Below are 22,751 nucleotides of genomic sequence, written 5' to 3'. Positions count from 1 at the left end.
TCGCAAACGGGCGCTGAGCCCCGGCAGGGCCCGATCGGGCGCGCATCGCGGCGCGCGACCGCTCCGGTGTGGGGTTGAGTTTATCCGCCTTCACGAAAAACCCCGCCATGCGGCGGGGTCTTTCGCTGCATCGTCGCGCTGAATCAGAAGCGGAACCGCAGGCCCGCGCGGACTTCCTCGACACTGGCCTCACGACGATCGTTGTCGAGCTCGCTGACCCGGTAGTCGGCGAAGATGCCGAAGTTGCGGTCGAGGTTGAAGCCCAGGCCGGCGATGTACTCGATGCCGTCGCTCTCGCCGACATCGAGGTAACCGACGCGCGCATCCAGGGTCACGAACTTGACGAGGTCCGCCTTGATCCCCAGATGCACCGCCCAGCCGTCTTCGTCGCCGGAAACGCCATTGGCCACGGACGGATCGACCTCGAGCGAGTTGTTGACGTACTCGGCGAGCACGTAGACCGGCCACGGCGTCTTGTAACCCAGGCCGATGCGCGAGGTCTCGTTGGTCGCGCTGGCGTTGGCGAAGTCGTTGTCGCTGGACTGGTACTCCGCCGCGAGGAACACGCTCTCGCCGAGCATTGCGGCGAGTTTGACGCCGGCGCCATCGCCGTCGTCGGACTCGACCGTCGACGGCGCCGCCGCCAGATCGAACTCCAGCGTGGAATCGACGATGTAGTAGACGTCGAGATAGGCCATGTCGGCCGCCCGTGAGGCGAGCGGCGCCGTCAGCAATGCACCGGCCAAAAGGCCCGGCAACGCTCCTTTGAATGCTCTCCCAACCCGTGCCATGTTGTCCTCCGGTTGTTCGTATCCGCGCCCGACCCCAGCGCATCCCTCGGGCATGGCGTGCAGTATAGCGGCGCTTCGCGTTCATCAGCGCCCACAAATGACAAAGGCACGCGGATGCGTGCCTTGGCCCGACACGGGCGGCGCTACGGCGCCGGCGCGTGGCTTGCGCCGATGCCCGGCGTGTACAGCGGACCCGGCTGGCTGGCGAAGTAGCGCGAGAGCGCCTCGATGTCGGCGTCCGACAGCGCCGCGGCCTGTGCGGCCATGATCGCGTTCTTGCGTGCGCCGGAGCGGTACTCGCGCAGGCTGTGTTCGAGATAGCTCGCGTACTGGCCGGCGAGCACCGGATACTCGGGCAGGATCGGCTTGGCGCCGCCCTCGCCATGGCAAGCGGCACATGCGGCAGCCTTTTCCGGAGCCGCGGCCGCGGCCGCCAGCGGCAGCGCGGCGAACAAGGCGATGATGGGAGCGATGACGGTGACGCGCTTCATGGAGCAGATCTCGGAAAGCTCAGTGGGCAGGGGCCGACGCCAGGAACGCCGCGATGTCGGCGATGTCCTGGTCGGACAAACTCGCGGCCTGCGCGTGCATCGTCGGGTGCGGACGCTCACCGCTGCGGTAGGCCTTGAGCGCGGCCTCGAGGTAGGCCGACGGCTGACCGCCGAGCTTGGGCACCCGGTAGGTCGGGTAGGCGTTGTTGTACTTGGGAATGCCGTGGCAGCCCATGCAGGTGCTGGCCTTGACGCGGCCGGCTTCGGCATCGCCCTGCGCGAATGCCGCAGGCGCGGCCAGGGCAGCGGCAAGGGCAAGAGCGCCCCAACGCGCAAACTTCATGTCTGGGACTCCTGGAAATCCGGATGGCCTCGATCGAACCGGCGATCAAAGGCGCGATATGTTCCGGGAATTGCTCCCCTGGGTCAACGCGGGTGAGCGACTCGGCGCGAGCTGTTAACCTCGCGCTTTGCGCATTTTCGTCCACGGCGCCTTCATGCCACTGCCCTTGCCGCCTCTTTGCGCCGCGCCGCCGCGGCGCGCCCAGCGAACCAAGCGACTGCCATGAGCGCGATCGTCCGCCCCGCGGCGGAGGCGACGCCGGAAATCGCCGCGGTCGATCTGGGCTCGAACAGCTTCCACCTGATGGTCGCGCGCAGCAACGGCAGCGACATCCAAGTCATCGACCGCCTGCGCGAGCCGGTGCGGCTGGCATCCGGGCTGGACGCGAACAAACGCCTGCAGCCGGACGTGGCGCTGCGCGCGCTGGCCTGCCTGCAGCGTTTCGGCCAACGCCTGCGCGGCATCCCACCCGAGCGCGTGCGCGCGGTCGGCACCAACACCATGCGCAAGCTGCGCAACAGTCGCGACTTCCACGCCGCCGCCGAGGCCGCGCTCGGGCACGAGATCGAGATCATTTCCGGCACCGAGGAGGCGCGCCTGGTCTATGGCGGCGTGACCCATGGCATGAGCGCCGACCACGCGCGCCGGCTGGTCGTCGACATCGGCGGCGGCAGCACCGAGCTGATCATCGGCCGACACAGCCAGCCCGAGCTGATGGAATCGGTATCGCTGGGCTGCGTCGTGCACACCATGCGCTTCTTCGAGGACGGCGAGATTTCGCCGGCGCGTTTCAAGCGCGCGCGCCTGGCCGCGCGCGTCGAGCTGGAATTCCTGGAACGCCCGTACCGCCGCGCCGGCTGGGACGTCGCCATCGGCTCGAGCGGCACCATCCGCGGCATCTGGCGCGTGATCACGGGTCGGGGCTGGAGCCGTGAGCACATCACCCGCGAGGGCTTGGAGAAAACCATAGAGCTGGTGCTCGAACGCAAGCACATCGACCAGATCGACTTCACCGACCTGCGCGAGGACCGCCGCCCGGTGTTCGTCGGCGGGCTCGCGGTGCTCGCCGGCGTCTTCGACACGCTCGGCATCGAGGCCATGGAAACCTCGGAGCGCGCGCTGCGCGAAGGGCTGATCTACGACCTGCTCGGACGCCTGTCCAACCACGACGTGCGCGACGATGCCGTCAAGGCGATGGCGGCGCGCTACGCCGTGGACGTGCGCCACGCGAGCGATCTGGCACGCACGGCGCTGAAGATCCTCGACCAGACCGCGCGCGCGTGGTCCCTCGATGTGCGCATCGCGCGCCACTTCCTGCAGTGGGCGGCGCAACTGCACGAAGTCGGCCTGGCCATCACTCACAACGGCTATCACAAGCACAGCCATTACATCCTGCGCAACAGCGACCTGCACGGGTTCTCGCAGACCGAGCAGAAACTGCTGGCGGCCTTGGTGCGCCTGCATCGCGGCCGCTTCGCGCTGGAGGTGCTCGACGAGCTGCCGACGATCTGGGTGGAGCCGGTCAAGCGCATGGCATTGATTCTACGCCTGGCCTATCTGCTGCACCGTTCGCGCACGCCGGGCCTCAAGCCGCCGGTGCGCGTGACCGCGAACCGGCGCGGCTACGAGCTCGCGTTCACGCAGAAAAACTGGCTGGAGTCGCACCCGCTGACGCGCGCCGATCTCGAACGCGAAGCAGAGGTGCTGGCCGCTGCCCAACTGCGGCTCAAACTCAACGGCTGATCAGCTTTCTTCCATGAAGCGCAACTGCACACCCTTGCTGCCATCCGCCGACGGCCGCTGGTAGCTGCCGTCGGGCTGCAGCACCCAGCTCTGCGCGGTGTCGGCGAGATAGGCGTGCAGATGTTCGAGCACGCGCTCGCGCAGCTTTTTGTCGAGCACCGGGAACGCGACCTCGACGCGGCGGAACAGATTGCGCTCCATCCAGTCCGCGCTCGACAGGTACAGCTCGGCGTCGCCGGCGTTGGCGAACCAGTAACAGCGGTGATGTTCGAGAAAGCGGCCGATGATCGAACGCACGTGGATGTTCTCGGACAGGTTCTTCACGCCGGGCCGCAGCGAGCACATGCCGCGCACGATCAGATCGATCTTCACCCCCGCGCGCGAGGCGCGATACAGCGCGAGTATCGTCTCCGGTTCCACCAGCGCGTTCATCTTGGCGATGATGCGCGCCGGCTTGCCCGCGACGGCATGCGCGATCTCGCGCTCGATCTTGGCCTGCAACTGCTTGGCCAGCGTGAATGGCGACTGCAGCAGGCGATGCAGCTTGGTCACCTTGCCGAGGCTGGTGAGCTGCAGGAACACCGCATGCACGTCCTTGCAGATCTGCGGATCGGCGGTGAACAGGCCGTAGTCGGTGTAGATGCGCGCGGTGCGCGGATGGTAATTGCCGGTACCCAGATGGGCGTAATGGCGCAGCGTCGAGCCGCCGACCGTGGTCGCCTCCTCGCGGCGCACGACCAGGCACATCTTCGCGTGTGTCTTGTAGCCGACGACGCCGTAGACCACGTGCGCACCGACCTCCTGCAACTGCTCGGCGAGATCAATGTTGGCTTCCTCGTCAAAGCGCGCGCGCAGCTCGACGACGACGGTGACCTCCTTGCCGTTGCGCGCCGCCTCGATCAGCGCCTCGGCGACCGCGGACTTGTCGCCGGTGCGGTACAGCGTCTGCTTGATCGCCAGCACCTTGGGATCACGCGCCGCCGCGCGCAGGAACTCCACGACCGGCATGAAGGATTCATAGGGATGATGCAATAGTTGATCGCGTTCGCGGATCGCGGCGAACAGGTCCGGCCCCGCGAGCGCCTTGGGAATGCGCGGTGTGTGCGGCGGGTACTTGAGTTCGGGTCGGTCGATCAGGTCCGGGATCGCCATCAGCCGGTGCAGGTTCACCGGGCCGTTGACCTGGTAGACGTCGGCCGGCTGCAGCTGGGCCACGTCCATCAGGTACTGCCACAGGTGCTCGGGACAGTTGTGCGCGACCTCCAGGCGCACGATGTCGCCCCACTGTCGCTGCGACAGCTCGCCTTCGAGCGCCTCCATCAGATCCTTGACCTCCTCCTCGTCGACCAAAAGATCGGAGTTGCGGGTCAGGCGGAACTGATAGCTGCCGGTCGCCTCCATGCCCGGGAACAAGTCGTCGACATAGGCGTGGATCACGCTCGACAGGAACACGAAGTCGTGCGGCCCGGTGCCCGGCACCTCGGACGGAATCTGGATCAGCCGCGGCAGCGCACGCGGCGCCTGTACGATCGCAAAACCGGTGTTGCGGCCGAAGGCGTCCTTGCCCGAAAGCTGAACGATGAAGTTCAGCGACTTGTTGAGGATGCGCGGGAACGGATGCGCCGGGTCGAGCCCGATCGGCGAGAGCACTGGCATGAGCTCGTTGTGGAAGTAGTTCTTCAGCCAGGCGTCCTGCTCCGGCGTCCATTCCGAGCGGCGCAGAAAGCGGATGCGTTCGCGCTCCAGCGCCGGGATGATGACCTCGTTGAAGATCCGGTACTGCGCATCGACCAGCTCGTGCGCGCGCCGGCTAATCGCCGCCAGCGTCTCCGCCGGCGTCATGCCGTCGGCGCCGCGCTGCAGCGGATTGAGCTCGGCCATCTGCTGCAAACCGGCGACGCGGATCTCGAAGAACTCGTCGAGATTGGCGCTGGCAATACACAGGAACTTGAGCCGTTCGAGCAGCGGCACCGACTCGTCGAGGGCCTGTTCGAGCACGCGCCGGTTGAATTCGAGCAGGCTCAGCTCGCGGTTCAGAAACAGATCGGCGGGCGCAAAGCCCAGCTCGGCGAGATCCGGCAGCTCCGGCGGCTCCTTGGTCATGCTCGACCCCCGGTCGTCATCAACATTCTTCGAGTCTATGACAGGCCGGTGGACAAGAGATGACGGCGCTCAAGAGTCGGCCGTTGCTCTGCGCTGGCTGTCGAGGCGCAGTGCGCGCGTCTTCGGCGGCGCGCCCGTGATCAGGCGGTCGCCCTCCTTGCGCGTGAAGTACTTCCACGCCCACTGCACGAAGACACGCACGCGCTGCTCGGCGTCGATCAGCGACATGATGTGCACGAAGGCCCAGATGAACCACGCGAAGATGCCGGTCACCTGCATCACGCGCAGATCGCCGACCGCCTTGTTCATGCCGATCACCGCCATCGAGCCCAGATCGCGATAGCGGAACGCGGGCGGCGCGGGCTTGCCGCGCAGACGCGCGCGGATCACGGCCGCCACGTAGCGGCCCTGCTGGATCGCCGCCGGCGCAAGGCCCGGCACCTCGCGGCCGCGCGCATCGACCAGGCGCGCCAGATCGCCGATGACGAAGATTTCCGGGTGCCCCGGCAGCGAGCAGTCGGGTTCGACCTTGACCCGGCCGCCGCGATCGAGCAGCACGCCGGTGCGCTCGGCCAGGATCTCGCCGAAATACGAGGCCTTGACCCCGGCGGCCCAAAGTACCGTCGCGGTCTCGACGGTCTCGGCCTCGGCGTTGCCACGGCGCATGCGCACGAAGTTCGGGCCGATCTCCTCGACCTTGGTACCGGTGCGCACGCTCACGCCAAGCTCTTCGAGGTGCCGGCGCGCGGCCGCGCGCAGCCTGGGTGCGTACACCGGCAGGACCTCGTCGGCCCCTTCCACCAGCAGGATCTGCGCGCTGCGCGGATCGATGCGGCGGAAGTCGCGCACCATGGTTTTGTGCGCCAGCTCGCCGAGCGCGCCGGCGAGTTCGACGCCGGTCGGGCCGGCGCCGACGATGACGAAGCGCAGTAAGCGCGCACGTTCGGCGGCATCCTCGGTCGCCTCGGCACGCTCGAAGGCCTGGAACAGCTTGCGCCGGATCTCCAACGCATGCTCGACAGTCTTGAGCCCCGGCGCGAACGCCGACCACGAATCGCGACCGAAGTAGTGGTGCTTGACGCCGGTGGCGACGATCAGCGTGTCGTAGTCCAGCGTGCCGTGTTCGTGACGGATGCGTCGCGCGTGCGGGTCGAGCTCAAAGACCGCCGAGGTCAGGCAGGTGACGTTGCGGCGCCGGCGCAGCACCACGCGGTGCGGAATGGCGATGTCGCCCGGCGGAATCGCGCCGGTGGCGACCTGGTACAGCAGCGGCTGGAAGAGGTGGAAGTTGCGCTTGTCCAGCAGGGTCACGCGGCAACCGGCGCGGCCGAGCTCGAGGGCCGCGTGCAGGCCGGCAAAGCCGCCACCGACGATGACGACGTGGTGTTGCGCGTCCAAATGCGGAGCATCCCGTGGCCTCGCTGCGATGCTGCAGCGCACAAAATGCTAGGTTCCGGCGTCGTGCGGCGCAATCACAGCGGCCTGTTAGTCCGGACCGCTTCCGCACTCAGCGCGTGCGCTCGACCTCGTCTTCGAGTTGCGGCAGCCGCCGTCGTATCCAGCGGTCCTGCAGCACGTAGCGGGCGACGCGGGCGATGTCGCGGATGTACCCGGCATTGACCGCGCCGCCGATCAGCGCGCCGATCACCGGCGCCACGCCCGATGCCTTGCGCGTGCCCAGATGCAGGCCGATGCGACCGGCCAGGGTCTTGAGGCTGAATTGCGCCGCGTCCTTGGCCAGCTCACGCTCGGCGACGCGCTCCACGCCGTCGCGCCAGGCGGCATCGAGCAGCGGCACGTCGCGCCGCAGTGCCTCCCAGGCCTGCTGCTTCTCGTCGAAGCTGTTGGCCGAGGCCAGCGCGAACACGCCGATCGACAAACCGCCCTCGGCCTGCCAGTCCTCGCCGTAGCAGTAGGCGCTGCGGTGGATCGTGCGTAGCGCTAGCGTCAGCAGCGCCGGCACGTCGGCGACCATGCCGGCGGCACCGCCGACGCCGAAGGCCGCGCCACTGCCGCCGCCGAGCATCATCGCGCGCCGTTCGACACGCAGCGCCAGCGCATCGCAGCGCGGCAGGCCCAGATCGGCGATCTGGTCGAGACGATCGACGCCGGCCCATTGCAGGATGTCGCGCGGCCCGGAGAAGCGTCCGGCGGCGCGGTCGAGCGCGCGCAGGCTGGCGCGCAACACCTCCACCGGCACCAGGCGCTGCGCGGTCTTCGCCGCGAACTGGCCCGGCCGCGACATCAGCCGCGTGCCCCAGTCCGGCGGCGCCGCGAGCCAGCGTTCGATCTCGGCGCGTCGCGCCCAGGCGTATTCGTCGATGGTCGCAGAGGGGGTCATGTCTGCACTCGCTCACATCCCTGTTTGACAGCGCGCAGCACCGAACCGACAGTGCGTGCCATGTGCCTGATCGGCTTCGCGCTCGACGCGCATCCGCAGTATGCCTTGGTGCTCGCCGCCAACCGCGACGAGTTCCACCATCGCCCGACCGCGCCGGCGACGTGGTGGGACGACGCGCCGCAGATCTTTGGCGGGCGCGACCTTAAGAGTCACGGCAGTTGGCTGGCGCTGGCGCGCGACGGCCGCTGGGCCGCCGTCACCAATGTCCGGCGCATGATACCGCCCGACCCGAACGCGCCCTCGCGCGGCGGCCTGGTCGCGCAGTACCTGCGCGGATCGCAGACGGCACGGCACTACGGCGCTGCGCTACAGGCCGAGGCCGCACGCTACGCCGGCTTCAACTTGTTGCTCGGCGACGCCGACGGCACCTGGTATCTGAGCAATCACGGGCGCTTCCGCCGCGAACGGCTCGGCGCCGGTGTGCATGCGGTCAGCAACGCCGCGCTAAACACACCCTGGCCCAAGCTGATCGCCCTGCGCGAGGCGCTGCGCGACTGGTGTGCCCGCGGCCGCACCGACACCGCGAGTCTGATCGCGGCGCTGGCGAGCGATCACGTCGCCGAGGATGCGGTGCTGCCGGATACCGGCGTCGGCGCCGAGATGGAGCGCTTTCTCGCGCCCGCGTTCATCCGCGGCGAGCATTACGGCACGCGTTCGAGCACGGTGCTGCTGGTCGATCGCAACGGCCGCGCACTGTTCACCGAGCATCGCTTCGGCCGCAACGGCGTGCCGAGCGGACAGACCGTCGAAACGCTACAACTCGCGGCGCGGAATTGATGGTCGTTTTTTCGCTGGCCGACCGCGCGCCCACGGCCTAGCATCGGCGCATGCCGCAACTGCCCTCCACCGCCGAGATGCAGCGCGCGTATCTGGCCTGCGACGCCGGCTACGACGGCGTGTTCTACTTCGGCGTGCGAACGACCGGCATCTTCTGCAAGCCATCGTGTCGCGCGAAGAAGCCCAGGCCCGAGAACGTCGAGTTCTTCGCCGATGCGCGCGCTGCGAGCTTGGCCGGCTACCGACCGTGCAAGCGCTGTCGGCCGCTGGATGCGCCGGGCACGCCGCCGCCGTGGATCGCGCGGCTGATCGAGGACATCGAGCGCGATCCCGCGCGCCGTATCCGTGAACGAGAGCTGCGCGAGCGCGGGCTCGATCCGGCGCGCGTGCGCCGCTGGTTCAAGGACCACTGCGGCATGAGCTTTTCCGCCTATTGCCGAGGACGACGCATGAACACCGCTTTGCAGGCCATCCGCAACGGCGAGTCGGTCACCGATCTGGCGATCGGCCACGGCTTTGAGTCGGAAAGCGGCTTTCGCAGCGCGTTCGAGCGCAGCTTCGGCCGCGCACCCGCAGACGCCGGCCTCGACCCGATCCGCGTCGCCTGGCTCGACAGCCCGCTCGGCCCTATGCTCGCCGCCGCTCGCGACGAGGGCATCGTGCTGCTCGAATTCACCGAGCGACGCATGCTCAAAGCGCAGTTCGACGCGTTGCGCAAACACTTCAAGGTGCCGCTCGTGCCGGGCGAGCATCCCCACCTCGCGCGGCTCAGGGTCGAGCTCGCCGAATACTTCCGCGGCGCGCGCACCAGCTTCACGCTGCCGCTGGTCTTTCCCGGATCGGCGTTCCAGCGCACCGTGTGGACCGCACTGCTCGACATCCCTTATGGCCAGACCCGCTCCTACCAAGACCTGGCGCAAGTCGTCGGCCGCCCCGGCGCCTGCCGCGCCGTCGGTTCGGCCAACGGCAAGAACCGCATCGCCATCCTCATCCCCTGCCACCGCGTCGTGAACAAGAACGGCGCGCTCGGCGGCTACGGTGGCGGACGCTGGCGCAAGCAGCGCTTGTTTGAGATCGAGCGCGACGCGGCGGCGCGCTCCGGCGATGCCGCCACGGGCGGCGCCTGACCGATAACCCGGCCGCGGATGGCCGGGTGGGCTGATCAAAGCGCGCTTTGGTATCGCTGGGCCGGCAAACCCGAATCGCGCCCGGTCAGGCCAGCCGCAGCCCGCCGTCGACCGGCAACACCGCGCCGGTGACGTAGGCCGCATCGTCCGACAACAGATACCGCACCGCCTGCGCGATGGCGTCGGCGCCACCGAGCCGCCGCAGCGGAATGCGGGCGAGTTCGGCGTCCTGTTGCGTCGTCGTCAGCGCATCGCTCGTGGCCCAGAGCATGTGCCCAGGCGCGACGCCGTTGACGCGAATCCGCGGCGCCAGCTCCAGCGCCAGGGTTTCGGTCAGCGACGCAAGCCCGGCCTTGGCCGCGTAATACGGCGCAAAGCCGCGCATCGGCCGGCGCAGCAGGGCATCGACGACGTTGACGATCGCACCGCCATCGGCCAGCAGCGGTACGCAGGCCTGGCTCAGCAGCAAGGGCGCGCGCAGATTGCTGGCGAGCAGCTCGTCGATCTGCGCCGCGGTGATCGAACCGAGCGGCGTGCGGTAGTAGCTCGATGCGTTGTTGACCAGCGCGTCGAGCCGCTGCCAGCGCGCGTGCGCGGCCTGCGCCACCGTCTCGATCTGCCGCGCGTCGCGCAGATCGGCGTCGAGGGCGATGGCGCTGCCCGCACGGCGCGCGTCGAGCGTCTGGGCCAGCGCGCGCGCCGCGTCGATCGAGGCATGCGCGTGCAGGACGACGTTCCAGCCGTGCCCATGCAGGGCGGTGGCGATCGCCGCGCCGATGCGCCGCGCCGCCCCCGTGATCAGCGCCACACGCGCCAGAACGCCCGCTCCATTATCCTTGCTCGCCATTTTTCGTCGTGAACCTTCTTCCGTGGACGGCCTGCTGCAAGCGATCCTACTCGGCATCATCGAGGGACTGACCGAATTTTTGCCGATCTCCAGCACCGGCCATCTGCTGATCGCCCAGATCTGGCTGGACCGTCGATCGGACTTGTTCAACATCGCCATCCAATGCGGCGCGATCCTCGCCGTCACACTGGTGTACCGCGAGCGGTTGTGGACGCTGGCCACGCGCTGGCACCGCGATCCCGAGATCCGCGACTTGCTGGGCAAGATCGTCGCGGCGTTCGGCATCACCGCGGTGCTCGGTCTACTCGCCAAACGGCTCGGCGTCGCCCTGCCGGAAACGGTCGCGCCGGTGGCCTGGGCGCTGATCATCGGTGGTTTCGTCATCTTCGCAGTGGAGGCCTGGCTCAAGCGCCAGCCGGTGCGCAGCCAGATCGGTTGGGGCGTCGCCTTCGCGGTGGGCATCGCACAAGTGATCGCCGGCGTGTTCCCCGGCACCTCGCGCTCGGCCGCGGCGATCTTCGCCGCGCTGCTGTTCGGTTTGACCGACCGACGGCGCGCCGCTGAATTCGCCTTCATCGTCGGCATCCCGACCATGTTCGCCGCCACCGGCTACGAGCTGCTGCAGACGCTCACCGACCCGGTAGCGCGCATCCGCGAGCCGTGGCGCGATCTAGTCGTGGCCTTCGCGGTCTCCGCCGCAGTCGGATTCGCGGCGGTCAAATGGCTGCTGCGTTACATCGCCGAGCACAGCTTCGTGCCCTTCGCCTACTACCGCATCCTGCTCGGCGCCGTATTGCTGACCATCGGGGGCTGACGTGACCGCCACCGATCCGCCGCCGATGATCCCATGCCGCGCAGCGCGGCTTTGCCGGTCCATCCTCAGACGCCGAGGGCCATCATGTCCCACACCTCAGGCTTGACGGCACGGTTCGTGTACGTCGTGCACGGACACGACGATTTTCATCTGCAGACCCGGTACTCGCTGCTCACCCTGCTGCATCTGCTCCGGCACACCCCGGGACTGCGCGCGAACATCCACGTCTACACCGACCGGCCGCAGTGGATTCCGGATCATGCGCTCATTGTCGTGCACCGCCTCGACGCCGGGCAGTTGCGCGCCTGGCGCGGACCTTTGGACTACGTCCATCGCATCAAGCTCGAAGTCCTGCGCCGCGCGGTCCGGGAGATCGGCACGCCGCTCGTGGCCGTGGACGGCGACACGCGCTGGTGCGCCCTGCCGTGGCAGGCCTTGCACGCATTGAATCATCCGCCGCCCGACGCAAGACCGGCGGTGTTCTTCCACGTGTTCGAGGAATCGATCGGGCTCGATCCCCGCCACGGCTACAGCCAACTGCTCAATGGCCATACCGCCCTGCTGCGCCGGCTCGGCGTGCGCAGCGCCGGGCCCTGGCCGTCGTGGAACGTGGGCGCGATCGGCGTGCCGGCGCAGGCCCAGGGGCTTTTCGACCATGCGCTGTCGATCAATGACGCGCTGCTGCCGTTGACCGCCCTGCGGCGCACGGTCGAACAGCTCGCCCTGTCGCTGGCAGCCGATGCGGCTTACGACGTTCGTGCGCTGGACGATGGCCTGACGCACTACTGGAACTACGGCATCGAATGGCCGATGCGCTTGCGCGCCTGGTTCGCCGAGCAGCCGCCGGATCAAACCACCGAAGACCTCGCCGCGGCCTGCGCATCCTGGCAGCCCGCCGAGGTCGAGCTACTGGCCCTGCGCCAGAGCGCACCGTACCGACGACTGCTGCGGCGCTCGCGATACCGCCGGTCGCTGCGAAAACGCATCACCGCGATGCGTGCCTGGTGGCTGCGCCTGCGCCAAGGACATGCGCCGGCCGTGGGCGATCACGGCGAAGGCGAGTGGAGGTGATCGCGCGCCGGCGGCGATGACGCACACCCCGCGCCCGCCGCGGATCGGCTGCAGGGCGCATCGGCCAGTCGGCGATTCCCTGCGCTGCGCCGGCGGCCGGACGAGCGCACTTCACGGTGCTCAGACGTGGATCGCGTGGCCGAGCGCGCCGAGCGCCGCCTCGGGCAGGGCCTCGGTCAGCGTCGGGTGCGCGTGGATGGTGTGGGCGAGGTCTTCGAGCCGCGCGCCCATTTCCAGCGCGTGCGCGAACTCGCCCTAAAGCTCGGAGACATGGGCACCCACGGCGTGGATGCCGAGCACCAGGTGATTGTCGGCGCGCGCGGTCACGCGCACGAAGCCGCCGTCGGCACCGGCGTCCATCGTCAGTGCACGGCCGTTCGCGGCGAACGGGAACTGGCCGGTGACGATGTCGATGCCCTGCGCCTTGGCCTCGTCCGGCGACAGACCCACTGCGACGATCTCGGGTTCGGTGAAGCACACGGCGGGGATCGCCACTGGATCGAAGGCGCGGCGGCGGCCCGCGATCAACTCCGCCACCATCTCGCCCTGCGCCGAGGCCTTGTGCGCGAGCATGGGCTCGCCGACCAGATCGCCGATCGCCCAGACGTTGCGCATCGCCGTGCGGCACTGGGCGTCGACCTTGACGAAGGCACCGTTCATCGTCAACGCCATCTGTTCGAGCCCCCAGCCCTGCGTGTTCGGCTTGCGGCCGACGGCGACCAAAAGCTTGTCGCAGGTGAGATCGCGCGGCGCCTGGCTGCCGGTCTGCACGGTGACGCGCAGGCCGCCGTCGGCGCGCACGACATCCTGCGCTTTGGTGTTCAACAGCACCTCGATGCCGCGCTTCTTAAGCCACTGCTCGACCGGGCGCACCAGCTCGCGGTCGTAGCTCGGCAGGATGCGCTCGAGCGCCTCGACGATGCGCACCTCGACGCCGAGCTTGGCGAAGGCGATGCCCAGTTCCAGCCCGATGTAGCCGGCACCGACGACGACCAGGCGCTTGGGCAGCGCGGTGAGCGACAAGGCCTCGGTCGAGGAGATCACGTGCTCGCCCCAGGGCAGTTGCGGCAGACCGGCGGCGACCGAACCGGTCGCCAGAATCACGTGCTCGGCGCCGATCTCGATCGCGCCCTCGGCGGTCTGCACGCTACAGCTGCGCGCGTCGGAAAACTTGGCGTAGCCGTCGATCACGCGCACCTTGGCCTTCTTCAGCAGTCCGGCGACGCCGTTGCTGAGCCTGTCGACGATGCCGTCCTTCCACTGCACCGCGCCGACGAGATCGAACACCGGCGCCGCATGGAGCGCGATGCCGGCGTGCGCCTGCGCCGCGAGCTGCCGCAGTTCGGCGAAGCGGCTCGCCGTGTGGATCAAGGCCTTGGACGGAATGCAGCCGCGGATCAGGCAGGTGCCGCCGAGGCGCTCGGCCTCGACCAGCGTCGTGTCGAGCCCGAGCTGACCAGCACGGATCGCCGCGACATAACCGCCGGGGCCGCCGCCGACGACCAGCACCTGCGTGGTGATCTTCTTGCTCACGCCCCGCCCTCCGTCAGGAACAGCGTCGCCGGATGTTCGAGCCGCTGCTTCAGCGCCTGGATGAATTGCGCGGCGTCGTAGCCATCGACGATGCGATGGTCGAAGGAAGAGGACAGGTTCATCAGCAGCCGCGGCACGACCGCGCCGCGTACGAACATCGGCCGCTCCACCAGCTTGTTGACGCCGATGATGGCCACTTCCGGGGCATTGATCACCGGCGTCGAGACGATGCCGCCGAGCGCGCCGAGGCTGGTGATGGTGATGCTCGATCCGGACAGCTCGTCGCGCGTGGCTTTGCCGCTGCGTGCGGCCTCGGCGAGGCGCCTGATCTCGGCCGCCATCTGCCAGACATCCAGCGTCTCGGCGTGACGCAGCACCGGCACGACGAGGCCCGAGGGTGTCTGCGTGGCGATGCCGCAGTGCACGGCGGCGTAGCGGCGCAGCACGCCGGCCTCGTCGTCGTAGGTCGCGTTCACCTGCGGGAAGCGCGGCAGCACCTGCACCAGCGCGCGCAGCAGGAACGGCAGCAGCGTCAGCTTGGGCTGCTCCGGTCGCCGCGTGTCGTTCAGATGCGCGCGCAGCGCCTCCAGCTCGGTGACGTCGAGCTCCTCGACATAGGCGAAGTGCGGGATGCGCTGTTTGGCGCGCTGCATCGCCTCGGCGATCTTGCGGCGCAGGCCGATGATCTTGATCTCCTCGACCCCGGTGCGCGGCGCCACTTGCGCGCCCGCCTGCGCGCGGCTGGCGCCTTTTGCGTAGGCATCGAGATCGGCGTGGGTGATGCGCCCGGCCGGACCGCTGCCGACGACCAGGCGCAGATCAATGCCCAGGTCGCGCGCACGCTGGCGCACGGCAGGGGCAGCGATGGGCTTTTCGCCAGGCTTGCGGCGCGCGGGCTGCGTCGGCGCACTGGCGCGTTGCGCCGCCGGGGCGACGGCCGCGCTTGCGGGTGGCGCAGTCTGCGCCTTCACCGACGGTACCTCGGCTTGGGGCATGGGTGCGGCGGCCGGTTTGCGCACGACCGGCGGCTCATCCTTAGCGTTGCCCGCGCCGTCGACTTCCAGCACCACCAGCGGCGCGCCCACGGCGATTCGATCGCCCGGCTGGCCGCACAGCTCGATCACGGTGCCGGCGACCGGCGACGGCAGCTCCACGGCCGCCTTCTCCGTGAGCATGTCCACCAGCGGCTGGTCTTCGCGCACGGTGTCGCCGACGGCGACACGCCAGGTCGCGATCTCGGACTCGGCGATACCTTCGCCGACGTCGGGCAGCTTGAACACGTACTTGCCCATGGCCTTCACCCCTCCATCACCTTCTTGAGCGCGCGCATCACGCGCTCGGGCCCGGGGAAGTAGTGCCACTCGAAGGCATGTGGGTAGGGCGTGTCCCAGCCGGTGACGCGTTCGATCGGCGCTTCCAGGTGGTAGAAGCAGTGTTCCTGCACCAGGGCCGAGAGCTCGGCACCGAAGCCGCTGGTGCGCGTGGCCTCGTGCACGATCACACAGCGGCCGGTCTTCTTCACCGACTCGACGATCGTATCGAGATCGATCGGCACCAGCGAGCGCAGGTCGATGACCTCGCCGTCGATCTCGGCTTCCTCCACGGCGGCGACGCTGACATGCACCATCGTGCCGTAGGCGAGCACGGTGACCTCGCTGCCCGGCCGGGCGACCGCGGCCTTGCCCAGGTCGATGCGGTAATAGCCATCGGGCACTTCGCTCTGCGGGAACTTCGACCACGGCTGCAACGGTCGGTCGTGATGACCGTCGAACGGCCCGTTGTAGATGCGCTTGGGCTCGAAGAACATCACCGGATCGTCGTCCTCGATCGCCGCGATCAGCAGACCCTTGGCGTCATAGGGGTTCGACGGCATCACCGTCTTCAGGCCGCTGACGTGGGTGAAGATGCCCTCCGGCGACTGCGAATGCGTCTGCCCGCCGAAAATGCCACCGCCGCAGGGCGCGCGCACCGTGATCGGCGCCCAGTACTCGCCGCCCGAGCGGTAGCGCAAGCGCGCGGCCTCGGACACGAGCTGGTCGAAGGCCGGGTAGATGTAGTCGGCGAACTGGATCTCCGGCACCGGCCGCAGACCGTAGACGCCCATGCCGATGGCCACGCCGAGAATGCCGCCCTCGGCGATCGGCGTGTCGAACACCCGCGTCTTGCCGTACTTCTTCTGCAGGCCGGCGGTGCAGCGGAACACGCCACCGAAATAACCGACGTCCTCGCCGAAGACGACGACGTTGTCGTCGCGACCGAGCATCACGTCGAGCGCGGAGTTGATCGCCTGGATCATGTTCATCTTCGGCATCGTCAGTACCCCATCTCTTGCCGCTGCCGGATCAGGTGCGCGGGCATTTCCTTGAACACGTCCTCGAACATGGTCTTGGGACTCGCCGGCGGCGTGGACAGCGTGCCGTAGCTCTCGGCCTCCTTGAGGTCGGCGCGCACCTCGTCGTCGAGGTCCTTGGCCAACTGCTCGTGCTGCGCTTCGCTCCATTCGCCGATGGCGATCAGGTGCTGCTTGAGCCGCTCGATCGGATCCCCGAGCGGCCAGCGCGCGAACTCGTTCTCGGGCCGGTAGGCGGAGGGATCGTCGCTGGTCGAGTGCGCGGCGGCGCGGTAGGTGAACAGCTCGATCAGCGTCGCACCGTGATTGGCGCGCGCGCGCTCGGCCGCCCACTGCGTGACCGCGTAGACCGCGAGAAAGTCGTTGCCGTCCACACGGATGCCGGGAAGGCCGTAACCGATCGCGCGCTGCGCGAAGGTCGCATGCTCGCCACCGGCGAAGCCCTGGAACGAGGAGATCGCGTACTGGTTGTTGACCACGTTGAGGATCACCGGGGCCTGGTAGACCGCCGCAAAGGTCAAGGCGTAGTGGAAGTCTGCTTCCGCCGTGGTGCCCTCGCCGACCCAACTGGCGGCGATGCGCGTGTCGCCCTTCATCGCCGAGGCCATTGCCCAGCCGACCGCCTGCGGAAACTGCGTGCCGAGGTTGCCGGAGATCGAGAAGAAGTTCTTCTCGCGCACCGAGTACATGATCGGCAACTGCCGCCCTTTGAGACGATCGCGCGTGTTGTTGTAGACCTGGCACATCATGTCGACGAGCGAATGGCCGCGCGCAATCAAAAGGCCCTGCTGGCGATAGCTCGGAAACAGCATGTCGTCCGGATGCAGCGCGTAGGCCTGCGCGACCGCGACCGCCTCCTCGCCCGTGGACTTGATGTAGAACGAGGTCTTGCCCTGGCGCTGCACGCGCAGCATGCGGTCGTCGAAGATGCGGGTGAGCAGCATGTGGCGCAGACCGCGGCGCAGGGTGTCGGCGTCGAGCCGCGGATTCCAGTCGCCGACGGCGCGGTGCTCTTCGTCGAGCACACGCACCAGGCTTTCGGCGTAGGGGCGCAGCGCCGGCTCGGCGGTGTCGATGGCCGGGCGCTCGAGCGCACCGGCCTTGGGCACTCGCACGTAGCTGAAGTCGGGGTCGTCTCCCGGCCTCGCGGCGGGCTCGGGGACGTGCAGGCGCAGCGCCTGCGAAACCTGCGGCCGGGCACGTTTCGGCTTGTTGTCTGCCATGCCAGTCTCCTCACCATGCACGCGAAACATTCTAGAAGTGCGCCGGCGCACATTCGTCCCTGATTTCTACCCAGAATCCGTATCCGTGGAACATCGTTCCCCTCAAAGGCGTAAGATCGGAACACATGAACCCGGAACTCGATGCGCTCGACCTGCGCATCCTCGATCTATTGCAGCGCGACGCTACCCTGCCGATCGCCGACATCGCCGAGCAGGTGGCCTCGTCGCGCACGGTGGTGTGGCGGCGCATCCAGAAGCTCACCGACAGCGGCGTGATCCGCGCGCGCGTCGCCTTGCTGGATCACCGCAAGGTCGGGCTCGGCGTGATGGTGATCGCACACGTGAAGATGGCGCGTCACGGCCGCGACGTGCTGCCGAACTTCCTTGCCGCGGTGAAACTGTTCCCGCAGGTGATCGAGTGTCACACGCTGATGGGCGACGTCGATTTTCTGCTCAAGATCCTCGTCGGCAGCATCGAGGAGTACGAGCAGTTCTTCTGGCAGAAGCTGTCGCAGATCGACGGCGTACAGGAGATCAGCTCGTCGATCTCGATGAGTCAAACGGTGAACACGACGCGCCTACCGCTGCGACTGCAGCGGAGCTAACCCGAACCGGCGTCGACGAGATCGGGCGTTGCCGGGCGCGCCGCGGCATCCAGCCAGGCGACCACCTTTGACCACAGCGCACGCGCGGCCTCGCCATCGACGATGAGCCCAGAGCGGCGCGACGCCGCGGTGTGGACCTCGCCCTGCCGAGCACCGAAGAGCGCAGCCAGCTCCCGACCGTCGCGCTGCGCGCGCGCGTCATCGGCGCCGGCCACCAGCAGCGCGACGGATGCACCCGCACCCGCGGCCATTCCCGGTAGCGGCGCGGCGTCGAGGCCGACGACGCCGTCGAAACCGCCGGCATTGAGGGCGAGCGTGGCCGCGCGGCGGTGGCCCACCCCGTACAGCGGCAGCGGCGTGCTGAGGCGGCGTATGGCGGCGACCAAGGCCGGAACGTCGAGCGCCACGTGGTCGTGCAGGCGACGCGCCGTCGGCGCGCCGGCCGCTGCCGACAGACCGCAGCCGCGCAGCTCGGCCACGAATACCTCGCAGCCGCGACCCAGCAGGTGCTCGATCGCCGACGGCGCCCCCCGCATCCAGAACGAGCGATCGAGCGCGGGGTCGCTGAGGAGCAGGCAGGCGCGTCGCGGCTGGTGGCAGACGAAGCGGGCCACGACCAAGGGCACGGCATCGCGCGTGATGGCATAGTGCCGTTCGACGGCGAGCGCTGCCGTGGTCATCGGTCCGAGTCCCTTCCATCCGTGGCTGTGTGTGCAGACGGCCACGGACCTTGGCGCGCGGCCGTCTCGCTGCTGCACGATACGCCGCAACCCGGTGCCGGCGGCGTCGGCATCCGGCGCGGCAAACGTCAGCAAAGGTGGGAGCAAAATGCAGGATATCGGTGATGTCCCGGCCAAGCCGGTGAGCCACTCCGCCGTGCGCGAACAGGTCTACATGGTGTTTCCGAACGATCTGAACGCCAACGACACGGTGTTCGGCGGCCAGATCATGGCCTTGATGGACCGCTTCGCCGCGGTCGCCGCGGACCGTCACGCCGGCGGCGTCTGCGTGACCGCGAGCGTCGACGCGGTGCACTTCATCGCCCCGGCCAAACGCGGCGACGTGCTGATCTTCAACTGCTCGGTCAATCGTGCGTGGACGACGTCGATGGAAGTCGGCTGCAAGGTCGAGGCCGAGCGCGCCGGCGGCGGCGAGCGGCGCCACATCCTGTCGGCCTATCTGACCTTCGTCGCCGTCGACGCCGACGGCAAGCCGGTGCCGGTTCCGCCGCTCAAGCCGGAGTCGGCCGCCGAGAAGCACCGGTTCGAGGAGGCGCAGTTGCGCCGCGAACTGCGCCTGCGCCATGCCGAGGAAATGAAACGCCTGCGCGCCGGTCGACAGCCGTGACCCGGGGCGAAGATCCGGCGACGCCGAAGGCCGGGCCGGCGCGACCCTGCCCTCAAGCGCCGGCGTCGGGCTGCGCGTCCGGGTGCGCGCGCTGGAAGGCCGGCAGCGTCGCGCAGTGCGCAGCCACGCGCGCGAGCCGCGGATAGCGCGCGGCGTCACAGCCGAAACGCTGCGCCGCATAGATCTGCGGCACCAGCACGCAATCGGCCCAGCTCGGCGATGCGCCGAAGACGAAGGGCGCATCCGGCACGTCGCGCAAACCTTCCTCGAGCGCGGCGAGCCCGCGCGTGATCCAGTGTCGCAGCCAGGCCGTGCGCGCATCCTCGCCCACCTGCAGCGTCTGGCCGAGATACTTCAGCACCGAGGTGTTCTGCAGCGGCTGGATGTCGGCGACGATGGTCAGGCAGAACGCGCGGATACGTGCCTTGGTGCGCGCATCGCCGCTCAAGAGCGCCGGCTGCGGATGTTGGGCCTCCAGGTAGTCGAGAATCGCCAGAGACTGGTTGAGCACGAAGTCGCCATCGACCAGCAGCGGCACGCGCGACTGCGGATTGAGCGCGCGGTACGCGGCCGAGAACTGCTGTCCGCCATCGCGCACGAGGTGTACCGGCACGATCTCGTACGGCAGGCCCTTGAGGTTGAGCGCGATACGCACGCGGTAGCTGGCCGACGAACGCCAGTAGGAATAGAGCTTGAGCATCGAGTCCTCCTTCGCTTCAGGGCCGGTGGCGCGCAACCACCTGTTCAATCGCGCCGAAGATCGAGCGTCCCTGCGCGTCGAGCATCTCGATGCGCACCTGATCGCCGAAGCGCAGGAACGGCGTCCGCGGCTTGCCGTGCAACAGCGTCTCGATCATGCGTACCTCGGCAAGGCAGGAATAGCCGACGCCGCCGTCCGCGACCGGCCTGCCCGGCCCGCCGCCGGCATCGCGGTTGGAGACCGTGCCGGAACCGATGATGCTGCCGGCCGCCAGTTTGCGCGTCTTGGCCGCGTGCGCGATCAGCGTCGGGAAGTCGAAGGTCATGTCGACGCCGGCATTGGGCACGCCGAGCACGTGGCCATTGATGCTGGAGCGTAGCGGCAGATGCACGCGGCCGCCGTCCCAGGCGGCGCCGAGTTCGTCCGGCGTGACCGCGACCGGCGAGAACGCGCTCGAAGGTTTGGACTGGAAAAAGCCGAAGCCCTTGGCCAGCTCGGCCGGGATCAGATTGCGCAGCGAGACGTCGTTGACCAGCATCACCAGCCGTATGCAGTTGCGCGCCGCTTCGGGGGTGACGCCCATCGGTACGTCACCGGTGATCACTGCGATCTCGGCTTCTAGATCAATACCCCAGTCCTCGCTCGCGGCCTCGATCGGCCCCATCGGATCGAGAAAGCTGTCGCTGCCGCCCTGGTAGATCAGCGGATCAGTCCAAAAGCTGTCCGGCAGCTCGGCGCCGCGCGCGCGGCGCACCAGCTCCACATGGTTGACGTAGGCCGAGCCGTCGGCCCACTGGTAGGCACGAGGCAGCGGCGAGTGGCAGGCGATGGGGTGGAAGACCTCGGCCTCGTCGCCACAGCCGCCGGCGTCCAGGCGCTGTGCAAGCGCGCGCAGCGCCGGCTCGGTCTGGTCCCAGCGATCGAGTGCGGCCTGCAAGGTCGGCGCGATGCCGGTCGCCGGCACGCAGCGAGTCAAATCGGTGGAGACGACGACGAGGCGGCCGTCGCGGCTGCCGTCCTTGAGGCTCGCAAGCTTCATCGTTCGTTTTATGAATCGGTCGGTGCGCCACGCACCATGGTAGTCGTTCCGCGCGCGGCTCACCCGCAGGGATCGGGTGTGGCACGCTGCGCGTCGAGCGCGGCGCGTGTGGCGATGCCGCAGGTGCCGCCGGCGAACTGCGTGCGCGATAGCCTCCCGGCCGTGGCCTTGCCTTCGGAACCACTGGCGTTGCCGGTCGTTGCCGCGTCCGGGTTGGAGGAGGACCGGTTCACCTGTGCGGTGACGTCCAGCGAGCCGCCATCGGAGATTTCTGCGGTGGCGGTGAACTGTGCCCCTGAGCGGCACCGACGGATCCGACGGCGTCAAATTACGCCGGGGTCGGTCGGATCGCGGGCCGCATTCATCGCGTTCACCGAAACTCCACCTCGACCGCGTTGGCGGCGCAGCGCGTCGCATCGGCTTGCCGGTTGCAGGCCTCGAGCACGAGCCAGACCTTTCGCGGCAACTCGCCGAGCCAGTGCGTCAGGTCGACCGCGCCCTGTCCGTCGCATTGCAGGACATTGTGCGGATCGAAGCGGCAGTTCAGCACATGCCGCAGCCGGCAGTCGGGATCCCCGACCCAGCAGTACAGCGAGGAGATCCGTACGTCCCCCTGCGCATCACTGAAGGAAAACAGCGGCGGATACGGGTCTTCGCTGACATACAGGTCCGCGGCATAGGCCCTGGCGCCGCCGACCTCCCACTCGATGCGAAAGCGGCCATCGTTCGAGCGGCTGTCGATCTGCTCCACCTGGATCAGGGGCAGCTTGTCGGCGCTGCCGCGCACCGCGTAGGAGCGCAGCTCGGGCGGCGGACCTTCGTCGATCGGGGGTTGCGGACCGCTACCGGCGGCGCAGCCCGAGATCACGACAGCCGATACTGCGAGCGCCGCTAGCTGGCGCATGGCTTTGTTCACGTGCACCTCCTGCTCCGAACCACCGGCGGGTGGATCTCGCGGTCGCGCCCACCGGCGATGGACCGCGCCCCATGGTGCGCCACCCGATCCCGTGATTCCTCAGCACATGCTGGCGGCGCGCGCACTTCGTCCGCTGGCTCGCAAACCGGCCGGCCTTGAGTTTCGACGCGCACTTTCAGTTTCCGTAGGCGGTAGACGTGTCCGGCTACACACGGGTTTTCGGCGGGACGCCGCGCTTGGGCGCCGCGCGCACGGCGCTGGTCTTCGACGCTGCGGCTCTGGAGCTACCGATCCTGTCCTCGGACGAGGCATCGCGCACCCCGGTGGAGGCACAGACCGAGCACCATGCTGCAAGTCCCCGACGTCCAGCTCTGCCAGATCGCGTTCATGCTCGGCTGCGCCGAGCAGAGCGCGTTTCACAGCGCGTTTCGCCATCGGACCGGACAGTCGTCCGGCGACCGGCGCAGGGCCGCCGAGGCGAAGGCGGTGCAGCGTTGTCTTCCGACCCTTGCCTGGGCCGGTTGACACTG

At 68.6% G+C, this 22,751-nt stretch carries 23 protein-coding genes and 1 pseudogene; 8 read left to right on the top strand and 16 right to left on the bottom strand.

Features of this window, described 5'->3' with window-relative positions; genetic code table 11:
• Positions 1–143 precede the first annotated feature (143 nt).
• The 3 genes from ABSH63_RS04380 to ABSH63_RS04370 form a co-directional block, all read right to left on the bottom strand.
• Positions 144–791, bottom strand: coding sequence for an outer membrane beta-barrel protein (locus ABSH63_RS04380; RefSeq protein WP_352887784.1), 648 nt, complete (start codon positions 789–791; stop codon positions 144–146).
• 143 nt (positions 792–934) lie between these two features.
• Positions 935–1,282: a c-type cytochrome gene (locus tag ABSH63_RS04375; RefSeq protein WP_352887782.1), complete on the bottom strand. Its 348-nt coding sequence runs from the start codon at positions 1,280–1,282 to the stop codon at positions 935–937.
• Between the two features lie 19 nt (positions 1,283–1,301).
• Complete coding sequence (locus ABSH63_RS04370) at positions 1,302–1,625, bottom strand: c-type cytochrome (RefSeq protein WP_352887781.1); 324 nt, start codon at positions 1,623–1,625, stop codon at positions 1,302–1,304.
• Positions 1,626–1,847: 222 nt separating this feature from the next.
• Here ABSH63_RS04370 and ppx point away from each other — a divergent pair, with 222 nt between their 5' ends.
• The gene (gene ppx, locus ABSH63_RS04365) at positions 1,848–3,368 is read left to right on the top strand and encodes an exopolyphosphatase (RefSeq protein WP_352887779.1); all 1,521 of its coding nucleotides are present in this window, start codon (positions 1,848–1,850) and stop codon (positions 3,366–3,368) included.
• Here the strand turns inward: ppx and ppk1 are convergent, their stop codons facing one another.
• From ppk1 to ABSH63_RS04350, 3 genes are all read right to left on the bottom strand, one after another.
• On the bottom strand, positions 3,369–5,471 hold the full coding sequence (gene ppk1, locus ABSH63_RS04360; protein WP_352887778.1) for a polyphosphate kinase 1: 2,103 nt from the start codon (positions 5,469–5,471) through the stop codon (positions 3,369–3,371).
• Between the two features lie 69 nt (positions 5,472–5,540).
• Positions 5,541–6,869: an NAD(P)/FAD-dependent oxidoreductase gene (locus tag ABSH63_RS04355; RefSeq protein ID WP_352887776.1), complete on the bottom strand. Its 1,329-nt coding sequence runs from the start codon at positions 6,867–6,869 to the stop codon at positions 5,541–5,543.
• A 109-nt stretch (positions 6,870–6,978) separates the two neighbouring features.
• Positions 6,979–7,812: an EcsC family protein gene (locus tag ABSH63_RS04350; protein ID WP_352887774.1), complete on the bottom strand. Its 834-nt coding sequence runs from the start codon at positions 7,810–7,812 to the stop codon at positions 6,979–6,981.
• A gap of 60 nt (positions 7,813–7,872) precedes the next feature.
• On the opposite strand from ABSH63_RS04350, the gene ABSH63_RS04345 reads away from it, so the two are divergent.
• Positions 7,873–8,649, top strand: a complete 777-nt coding sequence (locus ABSH63_RS04345) for an NRDE family protein (RefSeq protein ID WP_352887772.1) — start codon at positions 7,873–7,875, stop codon at positions 8,647–8,649.
• A 50-nt stretch (positions 8,650–8,699) separates the two neighbouring features.
• A complete protein-coding gene (locus ABSH63_RS04340) occupies positions 8,700–9,776 on the top strand; it encodes a bifunctional transcriptional activator/DNA repair enzyme AdaA (protein WP_352887770.1) in 1,077 nt (358 codons plus the stop codon).
• Positions 9,777–9,861: 85 nt separating this feature from the next.
• On the opposite strand, the gene ABSH63_RS04335 is transcribed toward ABSH63_RS04340, so the two are convergent.
• Entirely contained in the window at positions 9,862–10,623 is a 762-nt protein-coding gene (locus ABSH63_RS04335) for a pteridine reductase (RefSeq protein WP_352887768.1), read from the bottom strand.
• 22 nt (positions 10,624–10,645) lie between these two features.
• On the opposite strand from ABSH63_RS04335, the gene ABSH63_RS04330 reads away from it, so the two are divergent.
• Positions 10,646–11,437, top strand: a complete 792-nt coding sequence (locus tag ABSH63_RS04330) for an undecaprenyl-diphosphate phosphatase (protein WP_352887765.1) — start codon at positions 10,646–10,648, stop codon at positions 11,435–11,437.
• An 84-nt stretch (positions 11,438–11,521) separates the two neighbouring features.
• Positions 11,522–12,508: a hypothetical protein gene (locus ABSH63_RS04325; RefSeq protein ID WP_352887764.1), complete on the top strand. Its 987-nt coding sequence runs from the start codon at positions 11,522–11,524 to the stop codon at positions 12,506–12,508.
• A 120-nt stretch (positions 12,509–12,628) separates the two neighbouring features.
• Here the strand turns inward: ABSH63_RS04325 and lpdA are convergent.
• The 4 genes and pseudogenes from lpdA to ABSH63_RS04305 all read right to left on the bottom strand — a co-directional run bounded on the left by lpdA (position 12,629) and on the right by ABSH63_RS04305 (position 17,614).
• Positions 12,629–14,041 (bottom strand): annotated as a pseudogene (lpdA, locus tag ABSH63_RS04320) (dihydrolipoyl dehydrogenase).
• Complete coding sequence (locus ABSH63_RS04315; RefSeq protein WP_352887761.1) at positions 14,038–15,333, bottom strand: dihydrolipoamide acetyltransferase family protein; 1,296 nt, start codon at positions 15,331–15,333, stop codon at positions 14,038–14,040. Before ABSH63_RS04315 ends, lpdA begins: the two are co-directional and overlap by 4 nt.
• 5 nt (positions 15,334–15,338) lie before the next feature.
• The gene (locus ABSH63_RS04310) at positions 15,339–16,343 is read right to left on the bottom strand and encodes an alpha-ketoacid dehydrogenase subunit beta (RefSeq protein WP_352887759.1); all 1,005 of its coding nucleotides are present in this window, start codon (positions 16,341–16,343) and stop codon (positions 15,339–15,341) included.
• An 11-nt stretch (positions 16,344–16,354) separates the two neighbouring features.
• Positions 16,355–17,614, bottom strand: a complete 1,260-nt coding sequence (locus ABSH63_RS04305) for a thiamine pyrophosphate-dependent enzyme (RefSeq protein WP_352887757.1) — start codon at positions 17,612–17,614, stop codon at positions 16,355–16,357.
• 125 nt (positions 17,615–17,739) lie between these two features.
• On the opposite strand from ABSH63_RS04305, the gene ABSH63_RS04300 reads away from it, so the two are divergent.
• On the top strand, positions 17,740–18,219 hold the full coding sequence (locus ABSH63_RS04300) for an Lrp/AsnC family transcriptional regulator (RefSeq protein WP_352887756.1): 480 nt from the start codon (positions 17,740–17,742) through the stop codon (positions 18,217–18,219).
• Here the strand turns inward: ABSH63_RS04300 and ABSH63_RS04295 are convergent.
• The gene (locus ABSH63_RS04295; RefSeq protein WP_352887753.1) at positions 18,216–18,899 is read right to left on the bottom strand and encodes an alpha/beta fold hydrolase; all 684 of its coding nucleotides are present in this window, start codon (positions 18,897–18,899) and stop codon (positions 18,216–18,218) included. The genes ABSH63_RS04300 and ABSH63_RS04295 overlap by 4 nt on opposite strands.
• A 148-nt stretch (positions 18,900–19,047) precedes the next feature.
• Between ABSH63_RS04295 and ABSH63_RS04290 the strand changes: the two genes are divergently transcribed.
• Positions 19,048–19,566, top strand: a complete 519-nt coding sequence (locus ABSH63_RS04290; protein WP_352887752.1) for an acyl-CoA thioesterase — start codon at positions 19,048–19,050, stop codon at positions 19,564–19,566.
• Between the two features lie 52 nt (positions 19,567–19,618).
• Here the strand turns inward: ABSH63_RS04290 and maiA are convergent, their stop codons facing one another.
• The 4 genes from maiA to ABSH63_RS04270 form a co-directional block, all read right to left on the bottom strand.
• Entirely contained in the window at positions 19,619–20,266 is a 648-nt protein-coding gene (gene maiA / locus ABSH63_RS04285; RefSeq protein ID WP_352887749.1) for a maleylacetoacetate isomerase, read from the bottom strand.
• 16 nt (positions 20,267–20,282) lie between these two features.
• Positions 20,283–21,305, bottom strand: coding sequence for a fumarylacetoacetate hydrolase family protein (locus ABSH63_RS04280; protein WP_352887746.1), 1,023 nt, complete (start codon positions 21,303–21,305; stop codon positions 20,283–20,285).
• Between the two features lie 59 nt (positions 21,306–21,364).
• The gene (locus tag ABSH63_RS04275) at positions 21,365–21,538 is read right to left on the bottom strand and encodes a hypothetical protein (protein ID WP_352887743.1); all 174 of its coding nucleotides are present in this window, start codon (positions 21,536–21,538) and stop codon (positions 21,365–21,367) included.
• A 137-nt stretch (positions 21,539–21,675) separates the two neighbouring features.
• The gene (locus tag ABSH63_RS04270; protein WP_352887740.1) at positions 21,676–22,221 is read right to left on the bottom strand and encodes a hypothetical protein; all 546 of its coding nucleotides are present in this window, start codon (positions 22,219–22,221) and stop codon (positions 21,676–21,678) included.
• Positions 22,222–22,566: 345 nt separating this feature from the next.
• Between ABSH63_RS04270 and ABSH63_RS04265 the strand changes: the two genes are divergently transcribed.
• A complete protein-coding gene (locus ABSH63_RS04265; protein WP_352887737.1) occupies positions 22,567–22,746 on the top strand; it encodes a hypothetical protein in 180 nt (59 codons plus the stop codon).
• The last annotated feature ends 5 nt before the right edge of the window (positions 22,747–22,751 follow it).

This window comes from Sinimarinibacterium thermocellulolyticum (assembly GCF_040327995.1).
Lineage (GTDB): Bacteria > Pseudomonadota > Gammaproteobacteria > Nevskiales > Nevskiaceae > Solimonas > Solimonas thermocellulolyticum.
The sequence above is the reverse complement of the archived record's forward strand: the minus strand, read 5'-3'. Positions and strand labels throughout refer to the sequence as shown.

What these genes read in the sequence shown, in the direction of transcription:
- ABSH63_RS04380 (WP_352887784.1), bottom strand. Translation starts at nt 791, where the DNA reads ATGGCACGGGTTGGGAGAGCATTCAAAGGAGCGTTGCCGGGCCTTTTG.
- ABSH63_RS04375 (WP_352887782.1), bottom strand. Translation starts at nt 1,282, where the DNA reads ATGAAGCGCGTCACCGTCATCGCTCCCATCATCGCCTTGTTCGCCGCG.
- ABSH63_RS04370 (WP_352887781.1), bottom strand. Translation starts at nt 1,625, where the DNA reads ATGAAGTTTGCGCGTTGGGGCGCTCTTGCCCTTGCCGCTGCCCTGGCC.
- ppx (WP_352887779.1), top strand. Translation starts at nt 1,848, where the DNA reads ATGAGCGCGATCGTCCGCCCCGCGGCGGAGGCGACGCCGGAAATCGCC.
- ppk1 (WP_352887778.1), bottom strand. Translation starts at nt 5,471, where the DNA reads ATGACCAAGGAGCCGCCGGAGCTGCCGGATCTCGCCGAGCTGGGCTTT.
- ABSH63_RS04350 (WP_352887774.1), bottom strand. Translation starts at nt 7,812, where the DNA reads ATGACCCCCTCTGCGACCATCGACGAATACGCCTGGGCGCGACGCGCC.
- ABSH63_RS04345 (WP_352887772.1), top strand. Translation starts at nt 7,873, where the DNA reads ATGTGCCTGATCGGCTTCGCGCTCGACGCGCATCCGCAGTATGCCTTG.
- ABSH63_RS04340 (WP_352887770.1), top strand. Translation starts at nt 8,700, where the DNA reads ATGCCGCAACTGCCCTCCACCGCCGAGATGCAGCGCGCGTATCTGGCC.
- ABSH63_RS04335 (WP_352887768.1), bottom strand. Translation starts at nt 10,623, where the DNA reads ATGGCGAGCAAGGATAATGGAGCGGGCGTTCTGGCGCGTGTGGCGCTG.
- ABSH63_RS04325 (WP_352887764.1), top strand. Translation starts at nt 11,522, where the DNA reads ATGTCCCACACCTCAGGCTTGACGGCACGGTTCGTGTACGTCGTGCAC.
- ABSH63_RS04315 (WP_352887761.1), bottom strand. Translation starts at nt 15,333, where the DNA reads ATGGGCAAGTACGTGTTCAAGCTGCCCGACGTCGGCGAAGGTATCGCC.
- ABSH63_RS04310 (WP_352887759.1), bottom strand. Translation starts at nt 16,343, where the DNA reads ATGAACATGATCCAGGCGATCAACTCCGCGCTCGACGTGATGCTCGGT.
- ABSH63_RS04305 (WP_352887757.1), bottom strand. Translation starts at nt 17,614, where the DNA reads ATGGCAGACAACAAGCCGAAACGTGCCCGGCCGCAGGTTTCGCAGGCG.
- ABSH63_RS04300 (WP_352887756.1), top strand. Translation starts at nt 17,740, where the DNA reads ATGAACCCGGAACTCGATGCGCTCGACCTGCGCATCCTCGATCTATTG.
- ABSH63_RS04295 (WP_352887753.1), bottom strand. Translation starts at nt 18,899, where the DNA reads ATGACCACGGCAGCGCTCGCCGTCGAACGGCACTATGCCATCACGCGC.
- ABSH63_RS04290 (WP_352887752.1), top strand. Translation starts at nt 19,048, where the DNA reads ATGCAGGATATCGGTGATGTCCCGGCCAAGCCGGTGAGCCACTCCGCC.
- maiA (WP_352887749.1), bottom strand. Translation starts at nt 20,266, where the DNA reads ATGCTCAAGCTCTATTCCTACTGGCGTTCGTCGGCCAGCTACCGCGTG.
- ABSH63_RS04280 (WP_352887746.1), bottom strand. Translation starts at nt 21,305, where the DNA reads ATGAAGCTTGCGAGCCTCAAGGACGGCAGCCGCGACGGCCGCCTCGTC.
- ABSH63_RS04265 (WP_352887737.1), top strand. Translation starts at nt 22,567, where the DNA reads ATGCTGCAAGTCCCCGACGTCCAGCTCTGCCAGATCGCGTTCATGCTC.